The sequence below is a fragment of the Collinsella aerofaciens genome (genome assembly GCF_002736145.1).
In the GTDB taxonomy this organism is placed as follows: domain Bacteria; phylum Actinomycetota; class Coriobacteriia; order Coriobacteriales; family Coriobacteriaceae; genus Collinsella; species Collinsella aerofaciens_A.
Genome location: NZ_CP024160.1, coordinates 1,775,645 through 1,799,388, shown reverse-complemented (window position 1 = coordinate 1,799,388; position 23,744 = coordinate 1,775,645). Strand labels below are relative to the sequence as shown.

Annotated in this window: 21 protein-coding genes; 4 read left to right on the top strand and 17 right to left on the bottom strand. The window is 60.2% G+C overall.

Features of this window, described 5'->3' with window-relative positions:
* Nucleotides 1-58: 58 nt before the first annotated feature.
* From purN to CSV91_RS07850, 3 genes are all read right to left on the bottom strand, one after another.
* Complete coding sequence (gene purN / locus CSV91_RS07860; RefSeq protein WP_099432433.1) at nucleotides 59-760, bottom strand: phosphoribosylglycinamide formyltransferase; 702 nt, start codon at nucleotides 758-760, stop codon at nucleotides 59-61.
* Nucleotides 750-1,853, bottom strand: a complete 1,104-nt coding sequence (gene purM / locus CSV91_RS07855; protein WP_099432432.1) for a phosphoribosylformylglycinamidine cyclo-ligase — start codon at nucleotides 1,851-1,853, stop codon at nucleotides 750-752. Before purM ends, purN begins: the two co-directional genes overlap by 11 nt.
* A gap of 157 nt (nucleotides 1,854-2,010) precedes the next feature.
* Nucleotides 2,011-3,681: an amidophosphoribosyltransferase gene (locus CSV91_RS07850; RefSeq protein WP_099432431.1), complete on the bottom strand. Its 1,671-nt coding sequence runs from the start codon at nucleotides 3,679-3,681 to the stop codon at nucleotides 2,011-2,013.
* A 284-nt stretch (nucleotides 3,682-3,965) separates the two neighbouring features.
* Here CSV91_RS07850 and CSV91_RS07845 point away from each other — a divergent pair, with 284 nt between their 5' ends.
* Nucleotides 3,966-5,195: a putative ABC transporter permease gene (locus CSV91_RS07845; protein WP_099432430.1), complete on the top strand. Its 1,230-nt coding sequence runs from the start codon at nucleotides 3,966-3,968 to the stop codon at nucleotides 5,193-5,195.
* Nucleotides 5,196-5,285: 90 nt separating this feature from the next.
* Here CSV91_RS07845 and CSV91_RS07840 read toward each other — a convergent pair whose 3' ends face one another.
* The 9 genes from CSV91_RS07840 to CSV91_RS07800 form a co-directional block, all read right to left on the bottom strand.
* Nucleotides 5,286-5,702, bottom strand: a complete 417-nt coding sequence (locus CSV91_RS07840) for a molybdenum cofactor biosynthesis protein MoaE (RefSeq protein WP_099432828.1) — start codon at nucleotides 5,700-5,702, stop codon at nucleotides 5,286-5,288.
* A 42-nt stretch (nucleotides 5,703-5,744) separates the two neighbouring features.
* Complete coding sequence (locus tag CSV91_RS07835) at nucleotides 5,745-6,743, bottom strand: class B sortase (RefSeq protein WP_099432429.1); 999 nt, start codon at nucleotides 6,741-6,743, stop codon at nucleotides 5,745-5,747.
* A 35-nt stretch (nucleotides 6,744-6,778) separates the two neighbouring features.
* The gene (gene purE, locus CSV91_RS07830) at nucleotides 6,779-7,243 is read right to left on the bottom strand and encodes a 5-(carboxyamino)imidazole ribonucleotide mutase (RefSeq protein WP_006235810.1); all 465 of its coding nucleotides are present in this window, start codon (nucleotides 7,241-7,243) and stop codon (nucleotides 6,779-6,781) included.
* Between the two features lie 615 nt (nucleotides 7,244-7,858).
* Complete coding sequence (locus CSV91_RS07825; RefSeq protein ID WP_089572591.1) at nucleotides 7,859-8,767, bottom strand: ROK family protein; 909 nt, start codon at nucleotides 8,765-8,767, stop codon at nucleotides 7,859-7,861.
* A 24-nt stretch (nucleotides 8,768-8,791) separates the two neighbouring features.
* Complete coding sequence (locus tag CSV91_RS07820; RefSeq protein ID WP_099432428.1) at nucleotides 8,792-10,279, bottom strand: glycoside hydrolase family 1 protein; 1,488 nt, start codon at nucleotides 10,277-10,279, stop codon at nucleotides 8,792-8,794.
* An 85-nt stretch (nucleotides 10,280-10,364) separates the two neighbouring features.
* On the bottom strand, nucleotides 10,365-10,706 hold the full coding sequence (locus tag CSV91_RS07815; protein ID WP_089572593.1) for a PTS lactose/cellobiose transporter subunit IIA: 342 nt from the start codon (nucleotides 10,704-10,706) through the stop codon (nucleotides 10,365-10,367).
* A gap of 2 nt (nucleotides 10,707-10,708) precedes the next feature.
* The gene (locus tag CSV91_RS07810; protein WP_089572594.1) at nucleotides 10,709-11,005 is read right to left on the bottom strand and encodes a PTS sugar transporter subunit IIB; all 297 of its coding nucleotides are present in this window, start codon (nucleotides 11,003-11,005) and stop codon (nucleotides 10,709-10,711) included.
* A 48-nt stretch (nucleotides 11,006-11,053) separates the two neighbouring features.
* Complete coding sequence (locus CSV91_RS07805; protein ID WP_089572595.1) at nucleotides 11,054-12,346, bottom strand: PTS sugar transporter subunit IIC; 1,293 nt, start codon at nucleotides 12,344-12,346, stop codon at nucleotides 11,054-11,056.
* 154 nt (nucleotides 12,347-12,500) lie between these two features.
* Complete coding sequence (locus CSV91_RS07800; protein ID WP_099432427.1) at nucleotides 12,501-13,268, bottom strand: ChbG/HpnK family deacetylase; 768 nt, start codon at nucleotides 13,266-13,268, stop codon at nucleotides 12,501-12,503.
* 288 nt (nucleotides 13,269-13,556) lie between these two features.
* Between CSV91_RS07800 and CSV91_RS07795 the strand changes: the two genes are divergently transcribed.
* Entirely contained in the window at nucleotides 13,557-14,378 is an 822-nt protein-coding gene (locus tag CSV91_RS07795) for a MurR/RpiR family transcriptional regulator (protein WP_099432426.1), read from the top strand.
* A 20-nt stretch (nucleotides 14,379-14,398) separates the two neighbouring features.
* Here CSV91_RS07795 and CSV91_RS07790 read toward each other — a convergent pair whose 3' ends face one another.
* Nucleotides 14,399-15,787: a glycoside hydrolase family 1 protein gene (locus tag CSV91_RS07790; protein WP_099432425.1), complete on the bottom strand. Its 1,389-nt coding sequence runs from the start codon at nucleotides 15,785-15,787 to the stop codon at nucleotides 14,399-14,401.
* 251 nt (nucleotides 15,788-16,038) lie between these two features.
* Between CSV91_RS07790 and CSV91_RS10055 the strand changes: the two genes are divergently transcribed.
* Entirely contained in the window at nucleotides 16,039-16,383 is a 345-nt protein-coding gene (locus CSV91_RS10055) for a hypothetical protein (RefSeq protein ID WP_157758013.1), read from the top strand.
* Nucleotides 16,384-16,601: 218 nt separating this feature from the next.
* Here the strand turns inward: CSV91_RS10055 and CSV91_RS07780 are convergent, their stop codons facing one another.
* Nucleotides 16,602-16,928, bottom strand: a complete 327-nt coding sequence (locus CSV91_RS07780) for a PDDEXK nuclease domain-containing protein (protein ID WP_197736867.1) — start codon at nucleotides 16,926-16,928, stop codon at nucleotides 16,602-16,604.
* Between the two features lie 53 nt (nucleotides 16,929-16,981).
* Here CSV91_RS07780 and CSV91_RS10280 point away from each other — a divergent pair, with 53 nt between their 5' ends.
* On the top strand, nucleotides 16,982-17,839 hold the full coding sequence (locus CSV91_RS10280; protein ID WP_099432422.1) for a DMT family transporter: 858 nt from the start codon (nucleotides 16,982-16,984) through the stop codon (nucleotides 17,837-17,839).
* Here the strand turns inward: CSV91_RS10280 and carB are convergent.
* From carB to CSV91_RS07760, 3 genes are all read right to left on the bottom strand, one after another.
* Nucleotides 17,802-21,116: a carbamoyl-phosphate synthase large subunit gene (gene carB, locus CSV91_RS07770; protein WP_099432421.1), complete on the bottom strand. Its 3,315-nt coding sequence runs from the start codon at nucleotides 21,114-21,116 to the stop codon at nucleotides 17,802-17,804. The genes CSV91_RS10280 and carB overlap by 38 nt on opposite strands.
* A 1-nt stretch (nucleotide 21,117) precedes the next feature.
* Nucleotides 21,118-22,557 carry a glutamine-hydrolyzing carbamoyl-phosphate synthase small subunit gene (carA, locus tag CSV91_RS07765; RefSeq protein ID WP_099432420.1) on the bottom strand — a complete coding sequence of 480 codons (1,440 nt, stop codon included), beginning with the start codon at nucleotides 22,555-22,557 and terminating at the stop codon, nucleotides 21,118-21,120.
* A gap of 208 nt (nucleotides 22,558-22,765) precedes the next feature.
* The gene (locus CSV91_RS07760) at nucleotides 22,766-23,731 is read right to left on the bottom strand and encodes a hypothetical protein (protein WP_099432419.1); all 966 of its coding nucleotides are present in this window, start codon (nucleotides 23,729-23,731) and stop codon (nucleotides 22,766-22,768) included.
* Nucleotides 23,732-23,744: the final 13 nt, after the last annotated feature.

Sequence of the window (23,744 nt, the reverse complement as noted above, 5' to 3'; positions counted from 1 at the left end):
CGCGCGCCTTGGCGCCAATGACCACCCTGACTACTCGGCTAAATTGTACTGTGCGCCGCTAGCCGCGAGGCGCGTCAATTGCGACCTTGCCGCTCTCCAGCACGTGGACGCGGCCGTCGGCGAGCATTTGCACGACCTCGGGATACAGCACGTGCTCAATCGCGTGGATGTGCTCCTCGAGCGTGTCGACATCCCAGCCCTCCTCAACAGCCAGCGCACGCTGGGCGATGATGGGACCGTTGTCGTAGATCTCGTTGGCAAAATGCACGGTCACGCCAGTCACCTTGACGCCGCGCGCAAAGGCATCGTCAATCGCATGCGCACCGGTAAAGCTCGGCAGCAGCGCCGGATGCAGATTGACCACGCGGTTGGGAAACGCCGCCAGCAGAGGCGTGTGCACCATGCGCATGTAGCCGGCCATGACCACATACTCGCAACCGCGCTCGAGCAGCTCGTGCGCGATGATCTCGTCGGCGGCGATGGGGTCGGCGTAGACATCCTTGGACAGCGTAAGCGTCTGGATACCTGCACGCTCTGCACGCCGCAGACCCTTGGCCGAAGGACGGCTCGACACCACAAGCTCAATCGAAGCATTGAGCTTATCCGCGGCGATCAGGTCGATCAGCGCCTGCAGGTTGGTACCCGAACCGCTGATGAGCACACCGAGCTTGAGCGGCTCAGCGGTATCGGTGCCAGTCGGACGGGTGTAGGGCACAAAGCCCAGGCCCTCGGCGGCAGCCATCTGCTCGTTAGCGCTCATCGGAGTACACGACCTTACCGGAACCCTCGACGCACTCGCCCACGCGGAACGGCTTCTCGCCCAGCGCGACTAGGGCCTCGGTAACCGCGGCCTCGTCCTCGGGGGCGACGATCAGGCACAGGCCAACGCCCATGTTGAAGGTCTTGCACGCCTCGTTGGGCGCGAGCTCGGCCTGGCGCGACACGTAGGTGATGACGGGCGGAACGTCCCAGCCCATCTCGGCACCGCTACGGGTGACCACGGCGTCGACGTCGTCGGCAAGCGCGCGGTTGAGGTTCTCGGTGATGCCGCCGCCGGTGATGTGGGCGATGGCGTGCACGTTGGCGCCGCCACGCAGCAGCTCCAGAATCGGCTTGACGTAGATGCGCGTGGGGGCCAGCAGGGCGTCTGCCAGCGATGCACCGCCGAGCTCCTCGAGCGGACGGCTCAGCTCCTCGGCCTTAGCGGCGGCCTCGGGCGTGCCCGGCTTGATGCCGTCGACGCCGATGACCTTACGCACGAGTGAGTATCCGTTGGAGTGCACGCCGGTGGAAGGCAGGCCCAGAATCACGTCGCCGGGGCGGACGTTCGCGGGGTCGAGCATCTTGGGACGATCGACGACGCCCACGGTAAAGCCGGCAAGGTCGTAGTCGGCCGGAGCCATGACGCCGGGGTGCTCGGCCATCTCACCGCCCACGAGCGCGCAGCCCGCGAGCTTGCAGCCGTCGGCCACACCCTTGATGATCTTTGCCATGTACTCGGCCTCGATGTGACCGATGGCAACGTAATCCAGGAAGAACAGCGGCTCGGCGCCCGAAGCCAAAATGTCGTTGACGCACATGGCGACCAGGTCCTGGCCCACCGTCTCGTGACGGTCCATGATCTGGGCGAGCACGAGCTTGGTGCCCACGCCGTCGGTACCGCTGATCAGGATCGGGTCTTCCATATCCTTAAGCGCGGCGGCCGAGAACAGGCCACCGAAGCCGCCGATACCGCCGATAACTTCGGGGCGATTGGTGTCCTTGACCATCTGCTTAATCGCGTCGACGGCGCGGCCGCCCTCGGCGGTATCGACGCCGGCATCCTCATACGTCACATGCTTGCTGTCGCTCATCTGAGCCTTCCTCTCCCACTACCGTGGCGCCGCGCGGGCGCCAAACGGTGCTCATAGTTGCGTTCATTTCGGCGCGCGCCATAACAGCACGCGCCGTCATATCAACAAAACAGCAGGTGAAACCTACCAAAATAAACCTGTCCCTACATGGCAGGTTTTAGGCCTCGCCGTGCTTCTCTTCCCAGCTGCGGTCGTCGTATTTCTCGACCACGGCGTCGTCGTCAAAGTGCAGCGGCTTATCCAGGTTGCGGGGCTTAAAGCCCTCCATGAACTTGTCGCGGCCAAAGCTCTCGGGAATCGCCACGGGATAACGGCCGGTAAAGCACGCATCGCAGTAACCGCCCTTGGGCATGACCTTAAGCAGGCCCTCGACCGAAAGGAAGGCCAGCGAATCGGCGCCGATATACTCGCAAATCTCGTCGACCGTCTTGTTGGCGCTGATAAGCTGCGACTGCACGTCGGTGTCGATGCCGTAGAAGCACGGCCAGATGACCTCGGGCGAGTTGATGCGGATATGAATCTCCTTGGCGCCGGCGTTGCGCAGCATCTTGACGAGCTGCACCATGGTGGTACCGCGCACGATGGAGTCGTCGATGACGACCAGGCGCTTGCCCTCGATGTTGTCGCGCAGCGGGTTGAGCTTCATGCGCACGCCCATGGCGCGCAACTCCTGCGTAGGCTCGATAAACGTACGGCCCACGTAGCGGTTCTTGATAAGACCCTCGCCAAAGGGAATACCGCTCTCGTGCGAATACCCCTCCGCGGGCGGCAGGCCGGAGTCGGGCACGCCGATGACCAGGTCGGCCTCGACGGGCTCCTCATGTGCCAGCTGACGACCCATATCGTAACGGCAGGCGTAAACGCTCTTGCCGTTCATGATGGAGTCGGGACGGGCGAAGTAGACCTGCTCAAAGATGCAGTTGGCGGGCTCTTCGGCTGCAGGCACGCCCTGCTCGGATACCAGACCCTCGGCGCTGATGCGCAAGATCTCGCCGGGACGGACGTCACGGACGTACTCGGCACCCACGATGTCGAGTGCGCAGGTCTCGGAGGCAACGACCCAGCCGCCGGCGCGGGTGACATGGGTGGTGGCGTCGACCGTCACGGCGCCGTCCTGCGACGGTAGCTGCGAAACGGATGCGGCATCGGCCTGGTCCAGGCCCTCGTCCACCAGCTTGCCCAGCACGAGCGGGCGAATGCCGTGCGGATCGCGGAAAGCGTAGAGCGCCTGCTCGTTGATGAGCGTCATGGCGTAGCCGCCGCGCACGAGCTCCATGGTCTTGCGAATACCCTCGCGCAGGTGGCCCGTACGCTGGGTAAAGTAGCCGATAAGCTTGGTCGCGACCTCGGAATCCGAATTGGAGAGGAACGGCACACCCAGCTCGATCAGCTGACGGCGCAGCTCGTCGGTGTTGACGAGGGTGCCGTTGTGCGCGAGCGCGATAATGACGCTATTGATGGTAGAGAGGTGCGGCTGAGAGGCTTCCCAGCTCTTGGCGCCGGCAGTGCCGTAGCGCACATGACCCACGGCCAGCTGGCCGGAGAGCGTCGACAGGTCGGCGTTGGAGAACACGCGGTCGAGCAGGCCCAGATCCTTGCGGACCATAACCGTGCCGCCATCACCCACGGCGATTCCCGCCGATTCCTGGCCGCGATGCTGTAGCGCGCGCAGACCAAAGTACGTCAGTCGAGCCACATCGCGATCGGGCGCCCACACACCAAAAATGCCGCATTCCTCATGCAGCTGGTCGGAGTCCGGATCATACGTCGACATGGTCTTCACCTGTCCCGCGGCACGCTCGGCCGCGTGGATGGTTTCTTGAGACATGGCATCCCCTCAGAGCCTCGTTATTTGGCGTTACCTGCCCTATTATACGCACGGCAAGACAAGCACTCCCGCGCATGAACAGCGCTTTTTAAAAGCCCACCGAGCTAATAATCAGTTTTGTTGCCAAACATTTTATCGGTCTGTCCAGTGCAAGCGCCCGTGACCCCAGATGGCCGCCGCGTCCACCGTTGGGGATTACAAGTTTGCATTTGGGACGTTCGTCCTGTCTTTTGGCAGGTCGGCGGCGTATCCTTGTACCTACGTCAAAACGAGAAAGGTTATGTATGGATCGAAACGAACTCGACCCCAGCGTCCCCAGCGCCACGGAGGTCAAGAAGATCCCCCTCATCATTAAGGTGTACGCCGTCCTGTGCATCCTGTCCGGCGTGGGCACGCTCCCGTCGGTCGCTGCCTTTATGTGGCGGGTCATTACCGCGCTCATCAACGGCAACGCCGCCGCCAACCTCGGCGACAACACGCTCGTCGCAGTCGGCCTTATCGTCGCCGGCATCATGCTCTCTGCGGCAAGTGCCGTCATCCTAATCATCTTTGGCCTGGACCTTATCAAGAACCAGCGCCGCAACGCCGCCCGCCTGTCCTACATCCTTATTGCATTCACCGTCGTCGAGCTTTTGGTCGACGTGATGCTCCAGGGCATCGGGCCCTTCCTGCTGCGTCCCGCGATCCAGCTCGGCATCCTCGTTGCACTTTCGGCAACCGTCGACCCCACGCTTCGTCAGGAGCGCGAACTGCAGCGCCGCCTGCAGGAGATGCTCGACCGCGACGCCGCGGCAGAGGGCATGCTCGGCCGCGATGAAACCGGCGAGGGCTACATCAAACTCAATTATTTCAACTTGTTCTGGGTATTCTTTGTCTGCTGCGTGCTCGGCCTGATCGCCGAGGACATCTGGCACATGACGGTCGGCGACCCGGGCGTCTACCAGAACCGCGCCGGCATGCTGTTTGGCCCCTTCAGCCCCATCTACGGATTTGGCGCCGTGCTCATGACCATGGTGCTTAACCGCTTCTACAAAAAGAACCCCATCATCATTTTCCTGGTGAGCGCCCTGCTCGGCGCCAGCTTTGAGGTGTTCGTGGGCTGGTTTATGCAGACCGCGTTTGGCGTGGTCTCGTGGAGCTACTCGCACATAACGCTGTTCGGTTTGCCCGATCCGCTCGTGGTCCTCACGGGCGGACGCACCTGCACGGGCTTCGCCTGCCTGTGGGGCCTGGGCGGCCTCATCTGGATCAAGCTGCTGCTGCCGAGGCTGCTTAAGCTTATCAACAAGATCCCCTGGAAGAGCCGCTACTCGGCCACCGTCATCTTTACCGTTATCATGCTGGTCGACGGCATCATGACGCTGCAGTCGCTCGACTACTGGTACCAGCGCGTTAACGGCACGGAGCCGGACATTCCCGTCGCACAGTTCTACGGAGAGCACTTCGATAACGAATACATGGAAAACCGCTTCCAGAGCATGACCATGAGCCCCAAGGATGCGACGCGCGTGTAGCGCCCACCGCGCCCAAAACGCAAAATGCCCGCCGGTGTCACACGTACCGGCGGGCATTTTTATAAACGATCCTTCTATCGACGCAAGCCTCTACGCCTCGCGCTCGACCTCACTCACGCATTCGTTCTTGATGGTGCCAACGAGCGCCTGCAGTGCATCGACCACGTGCGGGCGAATGTCCCCGCCGATGAGCACGAGCATGATGTCGTCACCTACGGCAAGCTCGCCGCTTGCCAGCCACACGCGCACATAGCCGATACCCGGCATCGCGCGCGTGGTCTCGATAGCAGACCGTACCTTTTCGGCGTCGTAGTCAAAGACCATGCCGCCCACCCTGTGGCCTGGTGCCACGCCATCGGTCTCGACTCCGCGCACCTCGGCCTTGGGCGTTGCGCGCACCACGCCGTTATGCGTCAGATACATCCCGCAGCCTGCCGCCGAAGCATCGGCCTTGGCCTCGCGCAGCCAAGCATCAATCGAAGGCATCAATTTGCCACTCTCGAGCATCATTTCTCCCTTACCGTCCCAAATTAGCTACTCTCGGGCAATTTATTCATCAACGGGCGTGAGCACCATAACGGCGCGCGTGTTGCTCAGCGATAACGAACGACAGGTCACAAGCGTTACGACCTTGGTTGCCGAAGCGGCACGATCGGTGGCATCGCTCGCCACGGCAGAGGCACCGTCAAGCATCTCGGACAGGTAGTTCTTGAGTCCGTCGTCGCCCTCAAAATTGGTCGTGCGCGCCTTGGCATACGTGTCCTCGACCACCTTGGTCGCCAGCGGACGCAGCTTATACGTCGCATCGCGCGTGATGTAGTACACATATTCAATGCTATCGAACGTCGCCTGATCAGTGGTGTCCGAAATCACGTTGAACATCGACCCATCGTTCATATGGTGGCCGTAGATCGTGGTCTGCTGGTCGACCATTCCCGGCGCGGTGTCATCGCTATCCAGGAAAATGGCACCGGACGCGTTAGCCGTTCCGTCGAACAGCGTGTTGAGGTATTTGGAGTTGTTGTTGGTCTGCACCACGGGATAGTTGATGTTGGTTCCCGGCACGTAAATCCAACCCACAATCTCGGGGTTCGTCTGAGCAAGCGCATCAAAGTCGATAATCGGCACGCCGCTGGCGTCCTTATCGCTTACATATTGCTTCTCGATTTTCTGATACGAATCGCTCGCCTGCTTATAGCCAATCTGGGCATTAATAAAGATAGCGGCGGCGGCGACAATCAGGCCGATACCGATGATGATGAGCAGAATGGGAATAATGGAGCGGCGCTTTTTGCGCGGCGGCTCGGTGTAATCCGACGGCGCGGCATGCGATGAAGACCGGGGCGGCTTCTTAGCGGAGCTATAAGACGAAGGACGATATGCGGCCGGCGCGTCCTGTCGACGATGCGTCGCCGGTGTCACGGGGCGCGGCGCGCGCGGCTGCTGAGGAGAGGATGTCCGACCCTGCTGCGCCGCATGGGCGGCACCCGGCTTCGACGGATCGGGAATCTGAGAAGCCTTGAATCGTTTTCCCTGATAATCGGACATGGCTCTCCTTATACTGCGGTGAAACGGCGGAACGCCTAGGCGTCAGCCATCTCCTGCTTCATCTTCTCGATAACCTTGCGGTACTCGGGGTCGCAAGCACCCAGAATCTGCGTGGCATAGATAGCGGCGTTCTTGGCGCCGTTGATGGCAACGCAGGCCACGGGCACGCCCGAAGGCATCTGCACCATCGACAGCAGCGAATCCATACCGCCCAGGTCACTCGTCTTCATAGGCACGCCGATAACCGGCAGCGGCGTAAAGGCAGCCACGACACCGCCCAAGTGGGCGGCCTTGCCGGCGGCGGCGATAATCACTTTGATACCGCGATCGGCGGCAGTCGAAGCCCACTCGTGGACCTTCGCCGGCGTGCGGTGCGCGCTCGCGATCACGAGCTCATAGGGCACACCCAGTGCCTCGAGCTCGGCGGTGCAGCCTTCCATAACGCCCAGATCGGACTTGGAACCCATGATGATCCCGACAACCGGCTTTTGATCTGCCATAAACAAAGACCTCCTGTTGAGAGCGGCGACGCGGCGGATCCGCGACCCTTAACTACTGAGAGTAGTATAGCCGCTCCCGTCCCCGCGGTCTGTGGGTGCTCTGCGGCGGCCCGGTGTTTTCATCTTCACTCCGGTTGCTACGCAAAGTCGTTCAGATGAAAACGCCGGGCCGCCGCAGAGCACCTTCGACCTACCGGGGATTGCCATGACGTACGTTGGCTGATTTGGGTTGGAATGAAAGGTTTGCGGAGGGTTGTGGACAGTTAGTTCAGATACGTATTTTTTGGCCGTGCTTCTTGGCGCTAATAGAGTGGTTTGAAGTCACTTTGAGCCCCATGACAACCTTTCTCCCCCCTTATATGAGCGTCTCCACCGGTTCAGAAAGTCAAATTCAGCCTAATCGGGCTCAGGTCGGCCTTTACACACCCTCTGAAAAATACGTATCTGAACTAACTGTCCAGCGACATTCTCGATCAACAGCAAAAGGCCTCCTGGCGAATGAAAATTCGCCAGGAGGCCCCTTACAAAACGTGGGCTCCTTCGTTCGAATGAACGAAGGAGCCCATACTCTTTTTTTTAGGACAGGAGGCCGCGAGTCGGGCCACCAGCCGCCAATCAATCGCACTCGCCAAGCGAGCGGCGCAGCGTGCGCACAGCGCCAAGCAAATTGGCATCGTTGCCGTTCTGTGCTGGCTTGATGCAGGGCCTCGGTATGATGGGAAGAACGTGAGCCTGATCCATCATGCGCTCAAATGCCTCAAACAGCTCGGGACGGGCGCTGATTCCGCCGCCGACCACGATGACCTCAGGGTCGATGACCGACTGCAACCCCATCAGCATATTGTCGAAGACCAACGCGTATGCATCCAGACCGCGACGAGCGTCCTCATCCCCCTCTTCAATCCAAGAGAAAATCCGATATCCGTCGATATCATCGGTCGGATCAATCCCCTTCGCCGCACACACCTGGTCTCGGAGCGCCCGCCAGCTGGTGACATCACCGTACACCGACCCAAAGGTCACGGGCTTGCGCACATCGTTGCTCACAAAGCACACGGTGCCGGCGAGATTGTGCGCGCCTCGCAAGATGTGACCGTCAACAACGATGGCACCGCCGAGACCCGTACCGATCACCACCATCAACCCCAGGGAGACCCCCTTCAGCGCGCCGACGGCATATTCTCCCAGTGCCGCGCACATCGCATCGTTCTCGATGGTTACGGGAAGCCCCGTGCTCTCGCGCAAGATGCGACCGAGCGGATATCCGTCCAAACAGTGAAGGGCGCCGCCTCCCCCAACCACGCCATCGGAATCGCCTTCGGAAAAGACTCCGGGCATACTTATTCCCACACCCCTCACCCGGGCGCGATGGGGCTCGATCACCGAGCGGAACGTTTCGATAACCTGGTCGGCGGGCGAGGTGCATGTTGGGATACTTCCGTGCTCCTCAATGTGGTAGTCGGCGTTCACCACCGCCCATTTCACCTGAGTGCCGCCCGCATCTATACCGAAATAGCAGTCCATAATCTTATCCCCTGTCCCATAGGGTTAGTCCAGGTCCTCGCCGTTGCTCTCGATGACCTTCTTGTACCAATAGAAGCTGTCCTTGCGGCTGCGCGCGAGCGTGCCCTTGCCCTCGTCGTCGCGGTCGACGTAGACGAAGCCGTAGCGCTTGCGCATCTCGCCCGTGCCGGCGCTGACCAGGTCGATGCAGCCCCACATGGTGTAGCCCATGAGGTCCACGCCGTCGAGTTCCACGGCATCCTCCATGCTCTGGATGTTCTTGCGCAGGTAGTCGATGCGGTAGCCGTCATGGATGGAGCCGTCGGCCTTCACCTCGTCGCTCCAGCCGATACCGTTCTCCACGATCCAAAGCGGCTTGTGATAGCGGTCGTAGAGCTCGTTCAAGGCGATGCGCAGGCAGTACGGATCGGTCGCCCAGCCCCAGGCGTTGGTCTCGAGGTAGGGGTTTTTCACCATGCCGAAAGCGAGATTGCCGGACGCGACCTCGAGCTCCTTCTGGCGCAACGATACCGTCGAGCCTCCGTAGCACGAGAACGACAGGAAATCTGCCGGATAGGTTGCGAGAAGCTCGAGGTCGTTCTCGCCCATTTCCAGCTTGATGCCCGCGCGCTCCATCTCCCTCAAGCGATAGGCGGGATAGTGGCCGCCCACCTGCACGTCGGCATACCATAGCGCGTCACGCTCGCGTTCCATGGCGAGCAGATGATCGGCGGGGTCGGCGGAATAGGAGTAGATGGGGTTGTACGCGAGCATCTGACCCACCATGATCTTAGGGGAGATTTGGTGCGCCGACCGAACCGTAAGGGCAGACGCCACGAACTGGTTGTGCGCCGCCTGGGCCTTCGCATGGGGGCTCCCATCCGTAAGCCCGCCCGCCATGAAGCTCCCCATGCTCATCATGTTGATCTCGTTGAAGGTGAGCCAGTACTTCACCTTGCCCTGATAGTGCTTCATGACGCAGGTGGCGTAGCGCACGAACAGGTCGATGAGCTCACGGCTCTTCCAACCGCCGTACTTGTTCACGAGCGCGAGCGGGGTCTCGTAGTGCGAGAGCGTCACGAGCGGTTCGATGCCGTACTTAGTGCACTCGTCAAACACGGCGTCGTAGAACGCTAGACCCTCGGTGTTGGGCTCAGCCTCCTCGCCCGTGGGGAAGATGCGCGCCCAGTTCATGGACAGGCGGAAGCACTTGAAGCCCATCTCGCCCATGAGGGCGATGTCCTCGGCGTAGTGGTGGTAGAAGTCGGTGGCCGTGTGGCTGGGATAGTAGTAGCCATCAACCACCGCCACCTCCAGCCCTTCAGGAAGTCCCTCCTCGCAAACCGCATACACGGGAAGCGCGCCGGTTTCCCCTGTCGCGGTATTACGCCACGTTATCTGCCGTGACACCGTATGGCTACCGCTGGTCATGGCGTCCGAGGTGTTCGGTCCTTTGCCGCCCTTTTCCCAGCCGCCCTCATACTGGTTGGCGGCGGTGGCGCCACCCCACAGGAAACCTTCCGGAAATGCCATTGGGTACCTCCTCGATCGTGAAAACATCTTCATGAAACGGGAAGATGGGCTGCATGGCAGTCCCGGCTTCCCGTCAGATAATCAGTTAGGCGCTTGCACCCATGCGTTGATAGACCGTGATGAAGCGCTCGGCAAGGATACGGAAGCCCTCAGCGCTCATGAGCTGATCCTCCGCATGCAGCAAGATGATGCGAAACGGCAGCTCCTCGCCGCTGGCCTCTTGCTGAAGCAGTTTCATGTGAGCGTCGTGGCCTGCGTTGAACACCACGTTGCCCTCGTCGATAAGTTTCCGGGCGGCCTCAAAATCACCATTCTCGGCACAGGTTATCGCTTCGAGGTAGCAGCTGCGCGCGCTCCCCACCTGAGCGACGATAGAGAAGCACGTCATTTCAAACTGATCGATCGCTTCTTGTTTGATCTCTGACATGGCTATGCCCCCAGCAACTTTCGAGCCTGTTTGAGCACGGCCTCGCCGTTCATTGTCCCATACGCTGTCATATCAATCGGCTCCACCGGACAGTTCACTTGATTCTTCACCTTGTTGAGTTCAAAGCGAACCTGCGGTCCCAGCAGGATAACGTCGCTATCCGCATATTCCGCCGCTTGGTTGACAGGGTGCGCCTCGATGGTGCACACGAAACCGTCTTTTTCAGCCGCCTGTTGCATGCGCTGTACCAGCATGCTCGTCGAAGCACCCGCGGCGCACATAAGTACGATATGTTTCATCCTACGCTCCCAACCTCATGGAAAATGATGGTGTGAATATGAAAATCCCTATGCGGCCGATTCCTCGAGAGCGGCCTGCTCCTCTCGCAACGCCTGGCGATCAGCCATAAGGGTGAAGGGGGTATACATGAGCACCGACACCGCCAAAACCGCAACCGAGATCACCAGGCACCCGATGCCGCCCTGCATGAATGCGATGACCGGCTGGGGAAGCACCCAGGGAAGCTGAATCGTGGGATTGAACGCAGCCCCAAGACCGAGGGCGTAAAGCGCCTGGACCACGATGGCGCAGACCGGGATGTTCAGCACGAACGGGATGAAGTACGTGGGATTCAGCACGACCGGCAGACCGAACATGAGCGGCTCGGAGATATTGAAAAGCGACGGAACAAGCGCGATGCCGCGAATCGCCTTGAAGCGCTCGGACTTGGTGAAGAGCAGCGAGATGCTGATGCCCAGGGCGTTAGCCTGGCCACCGATGGCGGTGCCGAGCGCGACGACGGCCCAAGCGCCATAGGGCAGTGCCTCGCCCGCGATGATGGCCTCGGTGTTAGCAGCGCTGCAAGCCATGATTACCGGAGCGTAGAAGTTGAGCATCACGTTGGGGTGGACACCGAAGAACCAGAAGATCGACTGCAGCGAGCACACGATGATATAGGCCAAAGGAGAGGCACCGACCATCGTGACCGGCGTGCCGATCAAGGTGTTGATCATATCGAACAGGTTGCCCCACGGGGTGAAAGAAAGACCCCACTTGGCGAACCACACCGCAGTGAATAGCACGATGGCGGCAAACATCGGCGACAGCGAGTCTGCAACCATGGGCGGAACCATATCGGGGAGCTTGATTTCAAGCTTGCTCATCAAAATGGCTGTCACCTTCGGCACGATCAGGCCAAGCAGAATGGCGACGAAGATGCCGTTCGATCCCATGTACGACGTGTTGATGAAACTCGCCATGGGAATATCCTCGAACGATTGCTGCGGCATGAATGCCAAAAACACCGCGCCGCTCACGATGCCACCGGTATAACCGCTAAGGCCGCATACCTTACCCCACCTCAAACCGATGAAGAAGGAGATGTATATACCCATCATGTTCATGGTAACGGTGAGGATGGAGTTGCCGGTCGCCATGAGACCGCTCGAAACCACCCAATCGGAGAACCCCGGAATGGGGAAGTTGATGAGAATCGCGATAACCGAGACGCCAAGGGTCATGGGCAGCGTGCACATCATGCCGCCCATGAGGGCGTCGAGCATCTTGCTGTCAGCAACCTTACTTGCCACAGGTGCGATTGTCTTATCCATTATGTTTTGGATCTTGTCGAATACCGCCATGTTTCAGCTCCAATCTTTGCAGTGAACTCTATCGATGCCCGTGTGCGGCATCTTCCCCTCTAGATAGCGCATCCACCTCTCTTCAAAATCACAACGACGTGCTTCAGGCAGTACGCCATACAGCGTGAATTGGCGAGATTGCCCCAGCGGACGCTTACGTCAGGTCCGCGTACGTCACGAGCCCCACGTCCTGCTCTGCAAGCCATGCGGCGACATCAGGGTCGACAAGCATCGCGGCTTCCCGGATGCGGGCCTCGAGCATGGTCGAGTTATCTCGCAAGTACGCGTCGATATAACCTGGGTGAAACACCATGAGACGGCATATCCCTTCCGGTGTCGTTTCAAGCGCCTCTCGAAGCGCCGCAAAGGGATCCGCTTCATATGACGAGAAATCCTTGGGAACATAGGAAAGCACCGGCGTCGAGCGAAAGGTGACCGGCTCGCCCGGAGCACCCATCGCGAAATAGGGCAGGCCGTGACGCTCGGCAACGATCTCAAGGCCGCGGAAGAACATGGGGCTTGCGACCGCATGTCCCTCGAAGTAATCGGGCTCACGCCCGACGAGCTCAAGGAATCGCCGATACTGCGCCTCGATTTCGATAATGACCTCGTCAAGCACCACGAAGTCCTCCCCAGCCCGCGCGGCGGCGCGATATGCTGAGCTCCGCTTGAAATTGCCATCATCGTCAACGATGCTCGAGATGAGCGAGGAATCGCTGAGGGGCCTACCCGTGCAGATATTGGTGTGCTGACCCAAGCAGAGATCCTTGATTTGCAGGCGCGCCAAACCGCTTTCTGCAAGCGGCATGTTGGTCATGACGCCCACCGAGCGAATGAGCCCCGCTTGGACCGCGGCCGCTATCCCGCAATTAACACCGTCGCTGTAACCTAAATCGTCGGCGCGCAGCAATAACCGCTTCATCCGATCCTCCTCAACCGATATCTCGTCGAGCGGCAAAGCAACGAAGCGATGCCCTGTGTAGAGCCGATGCCGTGTTCCGGCGGGGCGGCAAGCTTCGTCGTCTCTTCTTGCATTAAGTATGACGCCGGCTATATCCAAAATCGGTTACATGCTGTGCCACAAGGTTGCGAGATGGCTACGCGAGTTTCACAACGTGAAACTCCGCAGGAATACCGGCATGTTTGAGCTATAGTTTGGTCAAATGAGGCCCTCTTATTCGGGCCGCTGAGCATAAAGGGGACAGCCATCATGGAAAAATCCATCTCGATGGGATCGGTTGCCGAACGGTTGCTTGACTACATCGACACCGCAATGCAGCACGACACCAACTACGAGATAGCGACCACGCTGGTGAAAAACTACAGCAAGCTGAGCGAGCTCTCGATTGGAGAAATCGCCGACATGTGCTTCGTCTCGAAGGCTTCAGTGTCGCGATTCTGCCGGTTTATGGGTTTCGCTGATTTCAAGGACCTGCGCAACCAGCTTGAACATGACGTCCTCAAAACCGGGTTGTTTCCACATGCCTTTGTAGAACAGCTGTCAAACGACACGGAAGGCGCTCTGGCATCCTACCGGGAGGCGATCCTGCTCAATATCGAAACGACCATCTCGGCGGCAAACATCGCGAAACTGCCCGCCATTGTCGATGATTTGCACGACAGCGGGCATGTCGCGTTCTTCTCCCACCACTTCCTCTGGGACGTGGGCCGCTACTTCCAAAGCAGGCTCACCATCATGAACCGCCTCATCGAGCTTTACCTCGATTATTCATCGCAGCTCGCCTGCGCGCAATCGCTCACCAAATCCAGCCTCGCCATCATTTGCAGCATAGGGGGAACATACCCCATTCGTTATCCAGAAATCGTCAACGCACTCGCCGCCTCCGGCTGTCGTCTTCTCGCCATCACACAAAACACCTCAAGCGCCTACTGGAACCATGCCTCCTGCATACTGAGCTGCGGAGTGACCAACAACATCGACACGGGCAAGTTCGGTGCGCTTGCCGCCATCGACTTGATAGTCATGGAATACCTGAGGCGTTATGGAGCCGATTCCGGTACTGGCGAGTAATCTCGTCGGACCACCGACGCTCAGCAGGGCAAGCCGTTTTCTCTAATCACGTCCTGATACCAGAAGAAGCTGTCCTTCCTGAAACGAGCGCATTGCTTCGCATCGGTTTCCGTGCGATCGACATACAGAAGGCCGTAGCGCTTAGTGAACCCCTGATGACTTGAGCATAGATCCATGAGGCTCCAAACGCAGTAGCCGAAGACGGGATAGCCTTCGCGAATGAGCTCCTCGACCTCGCCCAAATGTCGTGAAAGGTATTCGATGCGCACGGCATCATGCACCCTGTTCTCCTCGTCAAGTGACTCGGAAAGCGCCATGCCGTTCTCCGTGACGATCATCGGAAGCTGGTAGCGATCGTAGAGCTTGCGCATGCCCACGCGAAGCCCAAGGGGGTCGATGCCGTTCGGCATCCACTCGGTCGGCGCGATCGCAGGGTTATCGCAGAGTTCGAAATCCCCGCCCGACCACGGAGGGAACCGGTCGAAGCGGATGGGCTCCGTGCGCTCATGCGCACAATTGCTGAAATAGTAGTTCACCCCAAGAAAATCGGGCCTCGTCGCGACCAGGATGTCGTGGTCCCCGCACTCAACAACAGGGTAGAAACCTTCGCGCTCCAGGTAATAGCGCGCATAAGGCGAGATGTCGCCGCGCACACTCAGGTCGAGCAGGTAGTTCTGCATCATCTCCTCGGCGTTCATGGCCGCAAGCACATCCGCCGAAGCGCTCGTCCGCGGGTTGACCACCTGCATGGCGACAACGGGGCCGATCTGCGCATCGGGGTCGATCTGTCGCAGGCACGCGATGGCGCGATGCTCGGCAAGAGCGACATGATAGCTCATCTGGTAGGCGTTCTTCTGCCGTTGGCGCGGATCGGTTTCGGTGTCACCCGTGTTGCTGGGCGCGGAGGTCGCAATTAGCTGTTCATTCACGGTAACCCAGCGCTTGACGCGCCCCTTGAAGTGCGTGAAGCAGATTTCGGCATAGCGCACATAGAAGTCGATCATCTTACGGCTCTTCCAGCCGCCGAAGGCCTCGACCAACGCACTCGGACATTCGAAGTGATACAGGGTGACCAAGGGCTCGATCCCTCGCTCCAGCAGGTAGTCAATCAGCTGGTCATAAAACGCCAAGCCCTCAGGATTGGGATCCCCCGAGGCATCGGGCATGATGCGGCTCCAAGCGAAACCCATCCGGTAGACCTTGATGCCGAGCTCGGCCATGAGGTCGACATCCTCACGCCAGTGATGATAGTGGTCCGAGGCGATCTTGTTATCGGCGATGCCGGGACGCCCCGGGCCGCGATCGGTGGTTGCCGGACCTTTGCCTCCTTCATCATACCCACCCTCAACCTGAAAAGCGCTGGTGGAAGCACCCCAGAGGAAACCTTCGGGAAACCGGTGCTGAGTCATGAGTTCAACCTCTCGTCACGGATGTCACTTCTTGCAACTCCCGTTATAACGGATGTACGAACCAAAGCCTGTTACTCATTCCCGGGCAATGTTTCACGATTTGAAAACGGCCGTGCCATCATGCACCGCAAACTCTAAAGAACATGCCGTCGCGAAGGCCAAGCCTCATGCCCGCCACCGTCACGTGCCGGCGCCGCACACCGCCAAGCCGCTACTCCCCGTCGCGGAAGGTCAGGAGGTCGCGGTAGTCCGTGTCGCGCGTGCTGCCCGTCTTCGAGAACGGGTTCACCGAAGCAGGACACCTCATCCTCAAGATCTACCTCCTCGACGAAACCAAGGTCGATTTAGGAGACGCAACGTTACTACAGCGCAGGGAAAACGGCCCGCCGAATAAAATCGGATCGATCCCCCGTCTTTCGGTCGATTGCCACCACCATGGATGCCGGAAAGCGCACGGTAACTGCAACAAGCGGCTCATCAGCAACAACGCCAGGCCTGACATGGATGCGCTCAAGACGACCCGTCCAAGTCTCTTGCTCAAACTCTACGCTCTCGCGCTCGATATCTTCGTCTGTCAGGACCGATCCATCAGCTAGTTTGTACTCAGTCATTATCTAGAACCTCCCTCTCAGACAAACCATGCTTGAGAGCATTGCGGTGGACAATTGCCATGGAAGTATCCTCTCCTCCAGGCAGAGTTTGTCATACTCATTGCATGACAAACTCTGCCTTGATACGTTCCCCACCCCATGCTCATCGGCAAAGCTCAAGGCCATAAGCGAAATAAGCTTCTAACACCGAACAATTCCTACCGCTACCCATCAGACCTCTCCAGCAACATCCGTAAGTCATCGATGGGCGGCAGAGCATCGAGCAACTCTCGTGGCATATCCTTCGACGTCTTATAGGTGGCCACACCCATGGGTTTTGTGAAGTCTTGGATCACATAGTCAACAAATCCCTTGTCCATGTCTTTGCAAGGCACAAGGCCTATGGAGGGATTCTCGTGCTCGCGACGCTCAAAGTCGTACAGGATGCGTAGATAGCCAGAGAGCTGGCCGAGATAGGCCGGCTTGAAGGGGCCACTCTTGAGCTCGACTGCAACTAAAACGCGTTCTATGCTATCAACGCGTGCGGACACAAAATTGCGCGTACCATAGAGGCGTTTTCTGCTTCGCCTCGTTTGGGAGATGTATGTCCAAACCCTCATCCGCACTCGACGCCAGCTCTTGCGATGTTTACGCCGACTCCGCGCGCCACCCTCTCACGCGCACATGGTGCGTAGCTGCGCTCGCCCTCATCTGCTGCGCGCTCTGGGGCAGTGCGATCCCCTGCATCAAGATCGGCTACGAGCTTCTCGGCATCCAAAACGGCGACGTACCATCGGAGTTTCTCTTCGCTGGCGTGCGCTTTATGCTCGCCGGCGCTATCGCACTTGCCGCTGCAGTCATAACAAGACGTCGCTTGCCTCGCGTCTCACGCACGGGATGGCCACTCGTTATCAGACTCTCGCTTGCCCAAACTATCGTGCAGTACGCCTTCTTTTATATCGGCGTTTCAAACGCTTCGGGTGTGCGCGGCTCAATCGTCAACGCTATGAACACGTTTCTCTGCGTGTTGATGGCAGCGCTCGTGTTCCGGCAAGAACGGCTCACTGCGCGCAAAGTCCTCGGCTGCGCTATAGGTTTTGCCGGAGTCGTTATCGTCAACCTCACCGGTGGCGATAGCGGCGGCGCCGTCACGCTCACAGGCGAGGGCTTCATCCTTATTGCCGCTGTCTCCTACGCTGTCTCGTCTGCCCTCATCCACACCTACTCCCAGCGCGAGAACCCCGTGGCGCTCAGCGGCTACCAGTTTATCAGCCCTAGTCATCGCTCAAAGCCCCTTCGGCAGCACACGGTGCTACCGAGTCACCGCAGGACGGGGCGGGAGGCGGTCCTTTCTCTCGGAAAACTTCGCGAAGCCCAGTTTCCGAGAGAAAGTGTCCGGCTGCCGCCCCGGCCGGCCAGGTCAACTACACCGTGTGCTGCGGCAGGTCCTGCAGGGCGATGACGTCCATGCCCATGTCGTTGGCGCTTCCGTGACCCTGCTGGTCCTCGCGCACCGCCTCGATGGCACTCACGTACGTGTTGGCTGCAGACATCGCCGTCACGCAGGTCACGCCGCGACGCACGGCCTCGGTACGTAGCAGGTAGCCATCGCCACGCGAGCCCGGACCGTACGGCGTATTGACGATCACCGCGATCTTGCCATCGGCGATCAGGTCACCGATGTTGGGACGCTCGCCGTCGTGCGGTCCGCTAATCTTCTCCACGACCTCGCAGGTCACGTTGCCGCCGCGCAGCACGCGCGCCGTGCCCTCGGTGGAGCAGATATCAAAGCCCAGGTAGCGCAGGATACGCGCGACCGAAAGGATGTGGCGCTTGTCACGGTCGCACACGCTGATGAACACCTTACCGGCGCTCGGGTCGGGCAGCTTGTAGTCAATCGCCAGCTGCGTCTTGGCATATGCCTCGGGATAGCTCTTGGCGATACCCATGACCTCGCCCGTCGACTTCATCTCGGGCCCCAGGATAACGTCGGCACCGGGGAAACGACCCCAGGGCATAACGGCTTCCTTCATGCAGAACCAGTCCAGCTGACGCTCGTCGCTCGGCAGGCCCAGGCTCGCGATGGAATCGCCTGCCATGATACGTGCCGCGCACTTGGCCAGCGGCACGCCGGTGGCCTTGGAGATAAACGGCACGGTGCGGCTCGCGCGCGGGTTTGCCTCGATCACGTAGACGGTCTCGCCCTTGATGGCATACTGCACATTGACCAGGCCGCGTACGCCCAGCGCCATCGCGATGCGGCGCGTGGTCTCGCGAAGCTTTGCCTGCAGGCTCTCGCTAAAGCTGAACGGCGGGATGCAGGTCGCAGAGTCGCCGGAGTGAATACCGGCCTCCTCGATATGCTCCAGAATGCCGCCGATGTAGACCTCTTCGCCATCGCACAGGGCGTCGACATCGGACTCAATCGCACCCTCCAAGAAGCGGTCCAGATACACCGGGTAGTCGGGGCTAATGCGCGCGGCCTCGGCCATGTAATCGCGCAGATGCTCGGCATCGTAGGCGATCATCATGCCGCGGCCGCCCAGCACGTAGCTCGGACGCACCAGCAGCGGGTAGCCGATATGCGCGGCCACGGCCTCGGCCTCCTCAAACGAGGTTGCCTGGCCCGCCGGCGGATACATAATGCCCAGCTTGTCGAGCAGGGCGGCAAAGCGCTCGCGGTCCTCGGCAAAGTCGATGGCATCGGGCTTGGTGCCCATGATGTTCACGCCGCTCTCCTCGAGCATGCGCGCCAGCTTAAGCGGGGTCTGGCCGCCGAGCGTCACCACGACGCCGTCGGGGCGCTCAACATCGATGACATCCATGACGTCCTCGTAGGTGAGCGGCTCAAAGTACAGGCGGTCGGACGTGTCATAGTCGGTCGAGACGGTCTCGGGATTGCAGTTGACCATGATGGTCTCAAAGCCGCGGGCCGCCAGCGCGTAGCTCGCGTGCACGCAGCAGTAATCGAACTCGATACCCTGGCCAATGCGGTTGGGGCCGGCGCCCAGGATCATCGCCTTGGGCTTGTCCGCCGGCGTGGTCTCGTCGGGAGCCACGCACTTCTTGGCATCCGGACTCGTGCGGTAGATGTTCTCGTACGTCTTGTAGTGGTACTCCGTGGCGCTCGAGAACTCCGCAGCGCAGGTATCGACCGTCTTCATGCTGGGAACCACGCCCAGGCCCTTGCGATAGGCGCGCACAAAGCGCTCGTCCGAGCCGGTCAGCGCGGCAATCTCGGCGTCGCTCGTGCCGTACTGCTTGAGCAGACGCATCGCGTCGGCGTCGATATCCTCCACACGCAGGCCGCGGATGCTCTCCTGGACCTGCACCATATCGTTGATGCGGTTGAGGTACCACGGATCGATACCGCAGATGGCATGGATACGTGCGACATCCCAGCCGCGGCGCAGGGCCTCGACCACAAAGAAGATGCGATGCTCGGTCGGGGTTGCCACGGCCTGAGCGAGCTCGTCGTCGCCCAGCTTGTCGGCACCCTCCTTTCCACCGGCGCAAATGCCCTGGTGTCCGTCCTCCAGCGAGCGCATGGCCTTGCCAAAGGCCTCCTCAAAGGTGCGGCCGATCGCCATAATCTCGCCCACGGCCTTCATGCGCGTGGTGAGCGTGGGGTCGGTACCCTTGAACTTCTCGAAGGCAAAGCGCGGCACCTTGACGACGCAGTAGTCAATTGTGGGCTCAAAGCAGGCGGGCGTAGCCTTGGTGATGTCGTTGACGATCTCGTCGAGCGTGTAGCCCACAGCCAGGCGCGCGGCGGCCTTGGCAATGGGGAAACCCGTGGCCTTGGAGGCCAGCGCGGACGAACGGCTCACGCGCGGGTTCATCTCGATGACGATCAGGCGGCCGGTCTGGGGGTTCACGGCAAACTGCACGTTGGAGCCACCGGTCTCGACGCCGATCTTCTCCAAGATGGCGAGCGAGGCCACGCGCATGCGCTGATACTCAAGGTCGGAGAGCGTCTGCGCCGGCGCCACGGTGATGGAGTCGCCGGTGTGCACGCCCATGGGGTCGAGATTCTCGATGGAGCACACGATGATGCCGTTGCCGGCGTGGTCGCGCATGACCTCCATCTCGTACTCTTTCCAGCCCTCGATGGACTCCTCGACCAGCACCTCGTGGGCAGGCGAGAGCTCCAGGCCCTGGCTCACGATGGAGACGAGCTCCTCGTGGGTGTGAGCGATGCCGCCGCCGGCGCCGCCGAGGGTAAAGCTCGGACGCAGCACGCAGGGATATCCCACGCGCTCGGCGATAGCCTCGGCGTCAGCCACGCTGTAGGCATAGCCCGAGCGCGCGACCTCCAGACCGATCTCGGCCATGGCCTCGTTAAAGAGTTTGCGGTCCTCGCCACGCTCGATGGCGGCAAGGTCGCAGCCGATCATCTCGACGCCGTACTTGTCCAGCGTGCCGTCTTTCGCCAGCTCGACAGCGGCGTTCAGACCGGTCTGGCCACCCAGCGTGGGCAGCAGCGCGTCCGGGCGCTCTTTCTTGATTACGCGCTCGATAAACTCGGCGGTGATGGGCTCGACATAGGTGCGGTCGGCAAGACCCGGGTCGGTCATGATGGTCGCCGGGTTGGAGTTGACCAGGATGACCTCAAAGCCATCCTCCTTGAGCACCTTACAGGCCTGGGCGCCAGAGTAGTCGAACTCGCAGGCCTGGCCAATAACGATGGGGCCCGAACCAATAACGAGGATGCGCTTGATGTCAGTACGTTTAGGCATGTTAGTTCTCCTCGGTCGCAGCGTTCTCGGACTCGGCGAAATTCCAGCCGGCGAGGCGGTCCTTCGCGGTGTCGATGTCCAGGTAGTTCTCCTCGCCGTCCATGAGTCGCGTAAAGGCGGTAAAGAGATAGTGGGCATCGGTGGGGCCAGGCGAAGCCTCGGGGTGGTACTGGACCGAGAAACACGGGGCGTCGAGCAGCTGGATGCCCTCGGCGGTGCCGTCGTTGAGGTTCACATGTGTCAGGCGAATGCGACCAAAGCGCTCGTTCATCACGACCGGCGCGATGCCGCGACGCACCCAGGCGCGCAGGTCACCATCGGCCGCATGCTCGGTTTCGCCGCCGGAAAGCTCCGGAATCAGTTTGCCCAGACTGGGGAACAGCAGGCCAAAGCCGTGGTTTTGCGCGGTGATCTCCACGCGACGGCTCACCAGATTCATAACCGGCTGGTTACCGCCACGGTGACCGAATTTAAGCTTTTCCATTTGGGCTCCGCAGGCCAGGCTGATCATCTGGTGACCAAGGCAAATGCCAAAGACCGGCACCTTGCCGATCAGCTGCTGCACCTGCTCATAGGTCTCTACCACGGCATCGGGATCGCCGGGGCCGTTGGACAAAAAGACGCCGTCGGGATTCATGTCGAGCACCTGCTGGGCGGGCGTATCCCACGGCACGACGGTAAGGTCGCAGCCGGCGCGGACGAGGCCCTCCAGAATGCCGCGCTTGACGCCGCAGTCGTAGGCGACCACTTTGTGACGGGCAGGAGCGGCAACCGCAAGTGCAAAGTCATGCGTGGCAGGCAGGTCGGCGGCCACAAACTCGTGAGGCGCGGGGCAACTTACGGTCTTCACCAGGTTCTCGCCTACCAGCGTGGGCGCTGCTGCCAGACGCTCGGCAAGCTCGTCGACGTCGAAGATCTCGGTCGAGATAATGCCCATCTTGGAACCATTGTCGCGCAGATGGCGCACCAGAGCGCGGGTGTCGACACCCTCGATAGCGACGATGCCGTGAGCGCGCAGGTACTCCGGCACGCTGACGGCCGAGCGCCAGTTAGAAGGCGTGGCGCACATGTCGCGAACGATCATGCCGCGCATAGCCGGAGCGCTCGTAGGGCGCACGTCGTCGCCGGGGAAGGCCGACTGGACGTCGGTCTCGTCGATACCGTAGTTGCCGATCTGCGGATAGGTCATGGTTACGATTTGGCCGGCATAACTCGGGTCGGTCATGACCTCAAAGTAGCCCTCGAGCGAGGTGTTGAAGCAGACTTCGCCGGTCGCGGTGCCCTCGGCGCCGCATGCACGTCCATAAAAAATGGTCCCATCCTCAAGATACAGGATGCAGGGACCGCAGGTGCCCTTGCTGGTTTTGGCCAGCATACGCTGGCAAAGCTCGCTGGGCGCGAAGGTGCGGGCGGCAGCGCCCGCGGTATGGTTGTTCGCCATAATTCTCCTTCCCGGTCTCACAGGACCGGCTTAAAGGTGTGTAGTTAGGCCTCGCGGTATTGTAACCGCAAGCATGCCTCATGGCGTTAATTTCATCGAAATGTTTACGAAATGATAATTATGACTTTCTATGCATAATGATTTTCTAATCCCCGTCCCAGAAAAATCATCCCGCGTAGGCTTGTGGCTCACGCGGGATGATGGCCTCTTACTTTTTCTTGTCCTGTTCCAGCAGATCGGACGGCGTTCGGTCGGGCTTGCCGCCGCGGAAAATCTCACGGCCATGCAGACGATGCTCCAGGTCACGCTCGGCCTTTTCCTCGTCAATCTTGGTCTGGCTCACCACCGGGTCCTCAATCAACGACGACACCGAGTTCACCTGCTTCTGAATGCGCTCGGCGATGGTGTCATCCATACTCACGATGCGCATCTTCCAGTCGATATTCGTGGCATTGGATGAGCTCTTGGTCCACACGAACGTCAGGATGGCGCTCTGGTGGCCCCGCGCGGGGAACATGCCAAAGAAGGAATCGTGCTGAATATTGCTATCCTCGTCGATATAGGCGTGAACGTTATACACCACGCGGTCAATCTTATCGTTGAGCAACGCGTTGGTCGCAAGCGCCGCGGCCTGAATCTGCCCGTTGGACAGCAGCTCGAGCTCGTTGGCAGACGATGTGTCCAACACCGTCACCTCGACCGTGCCCGTACGCTCATCGGCTTCATCGACGGTAAAGTCGAGTGGAAACTGCGTAAAGCCGTTGCCCCACTCAAGGCCGCCCTTCAGCGCCGTCGAAACAGTATCGACCGAAACGCTCTCGGACAGGTTGGCGGTGTTCAGGCGACGCATCACGCCGTAGCCAATCTGCATGCCCACGATCAGCACCAAGATGCCGATAACCACGGCCATGGCAGTCTTCGTAATGGTATGGCTCACCTGCGAGCCCGAAGGATCGTCCTCGGACAGCGGGTCGATATGTTTTGCCTGGCTCGCGCGGTCCTCGCTGCGCAGCTGCACCAGCGCCGCTTTGTCACCGCGCTTGGCCGCCGCCTCCTTCTCGCGCATGCGCTCGGTGCGCTTTTTGGCAAGCGTGGGATCCAAGACACCGGATGCATCGATTTCGGAGAATAACTCCGTCACTTCTTCCGGAGTCAAAGGGTTCTTGTCAGCCATAAACTTCCTGTCA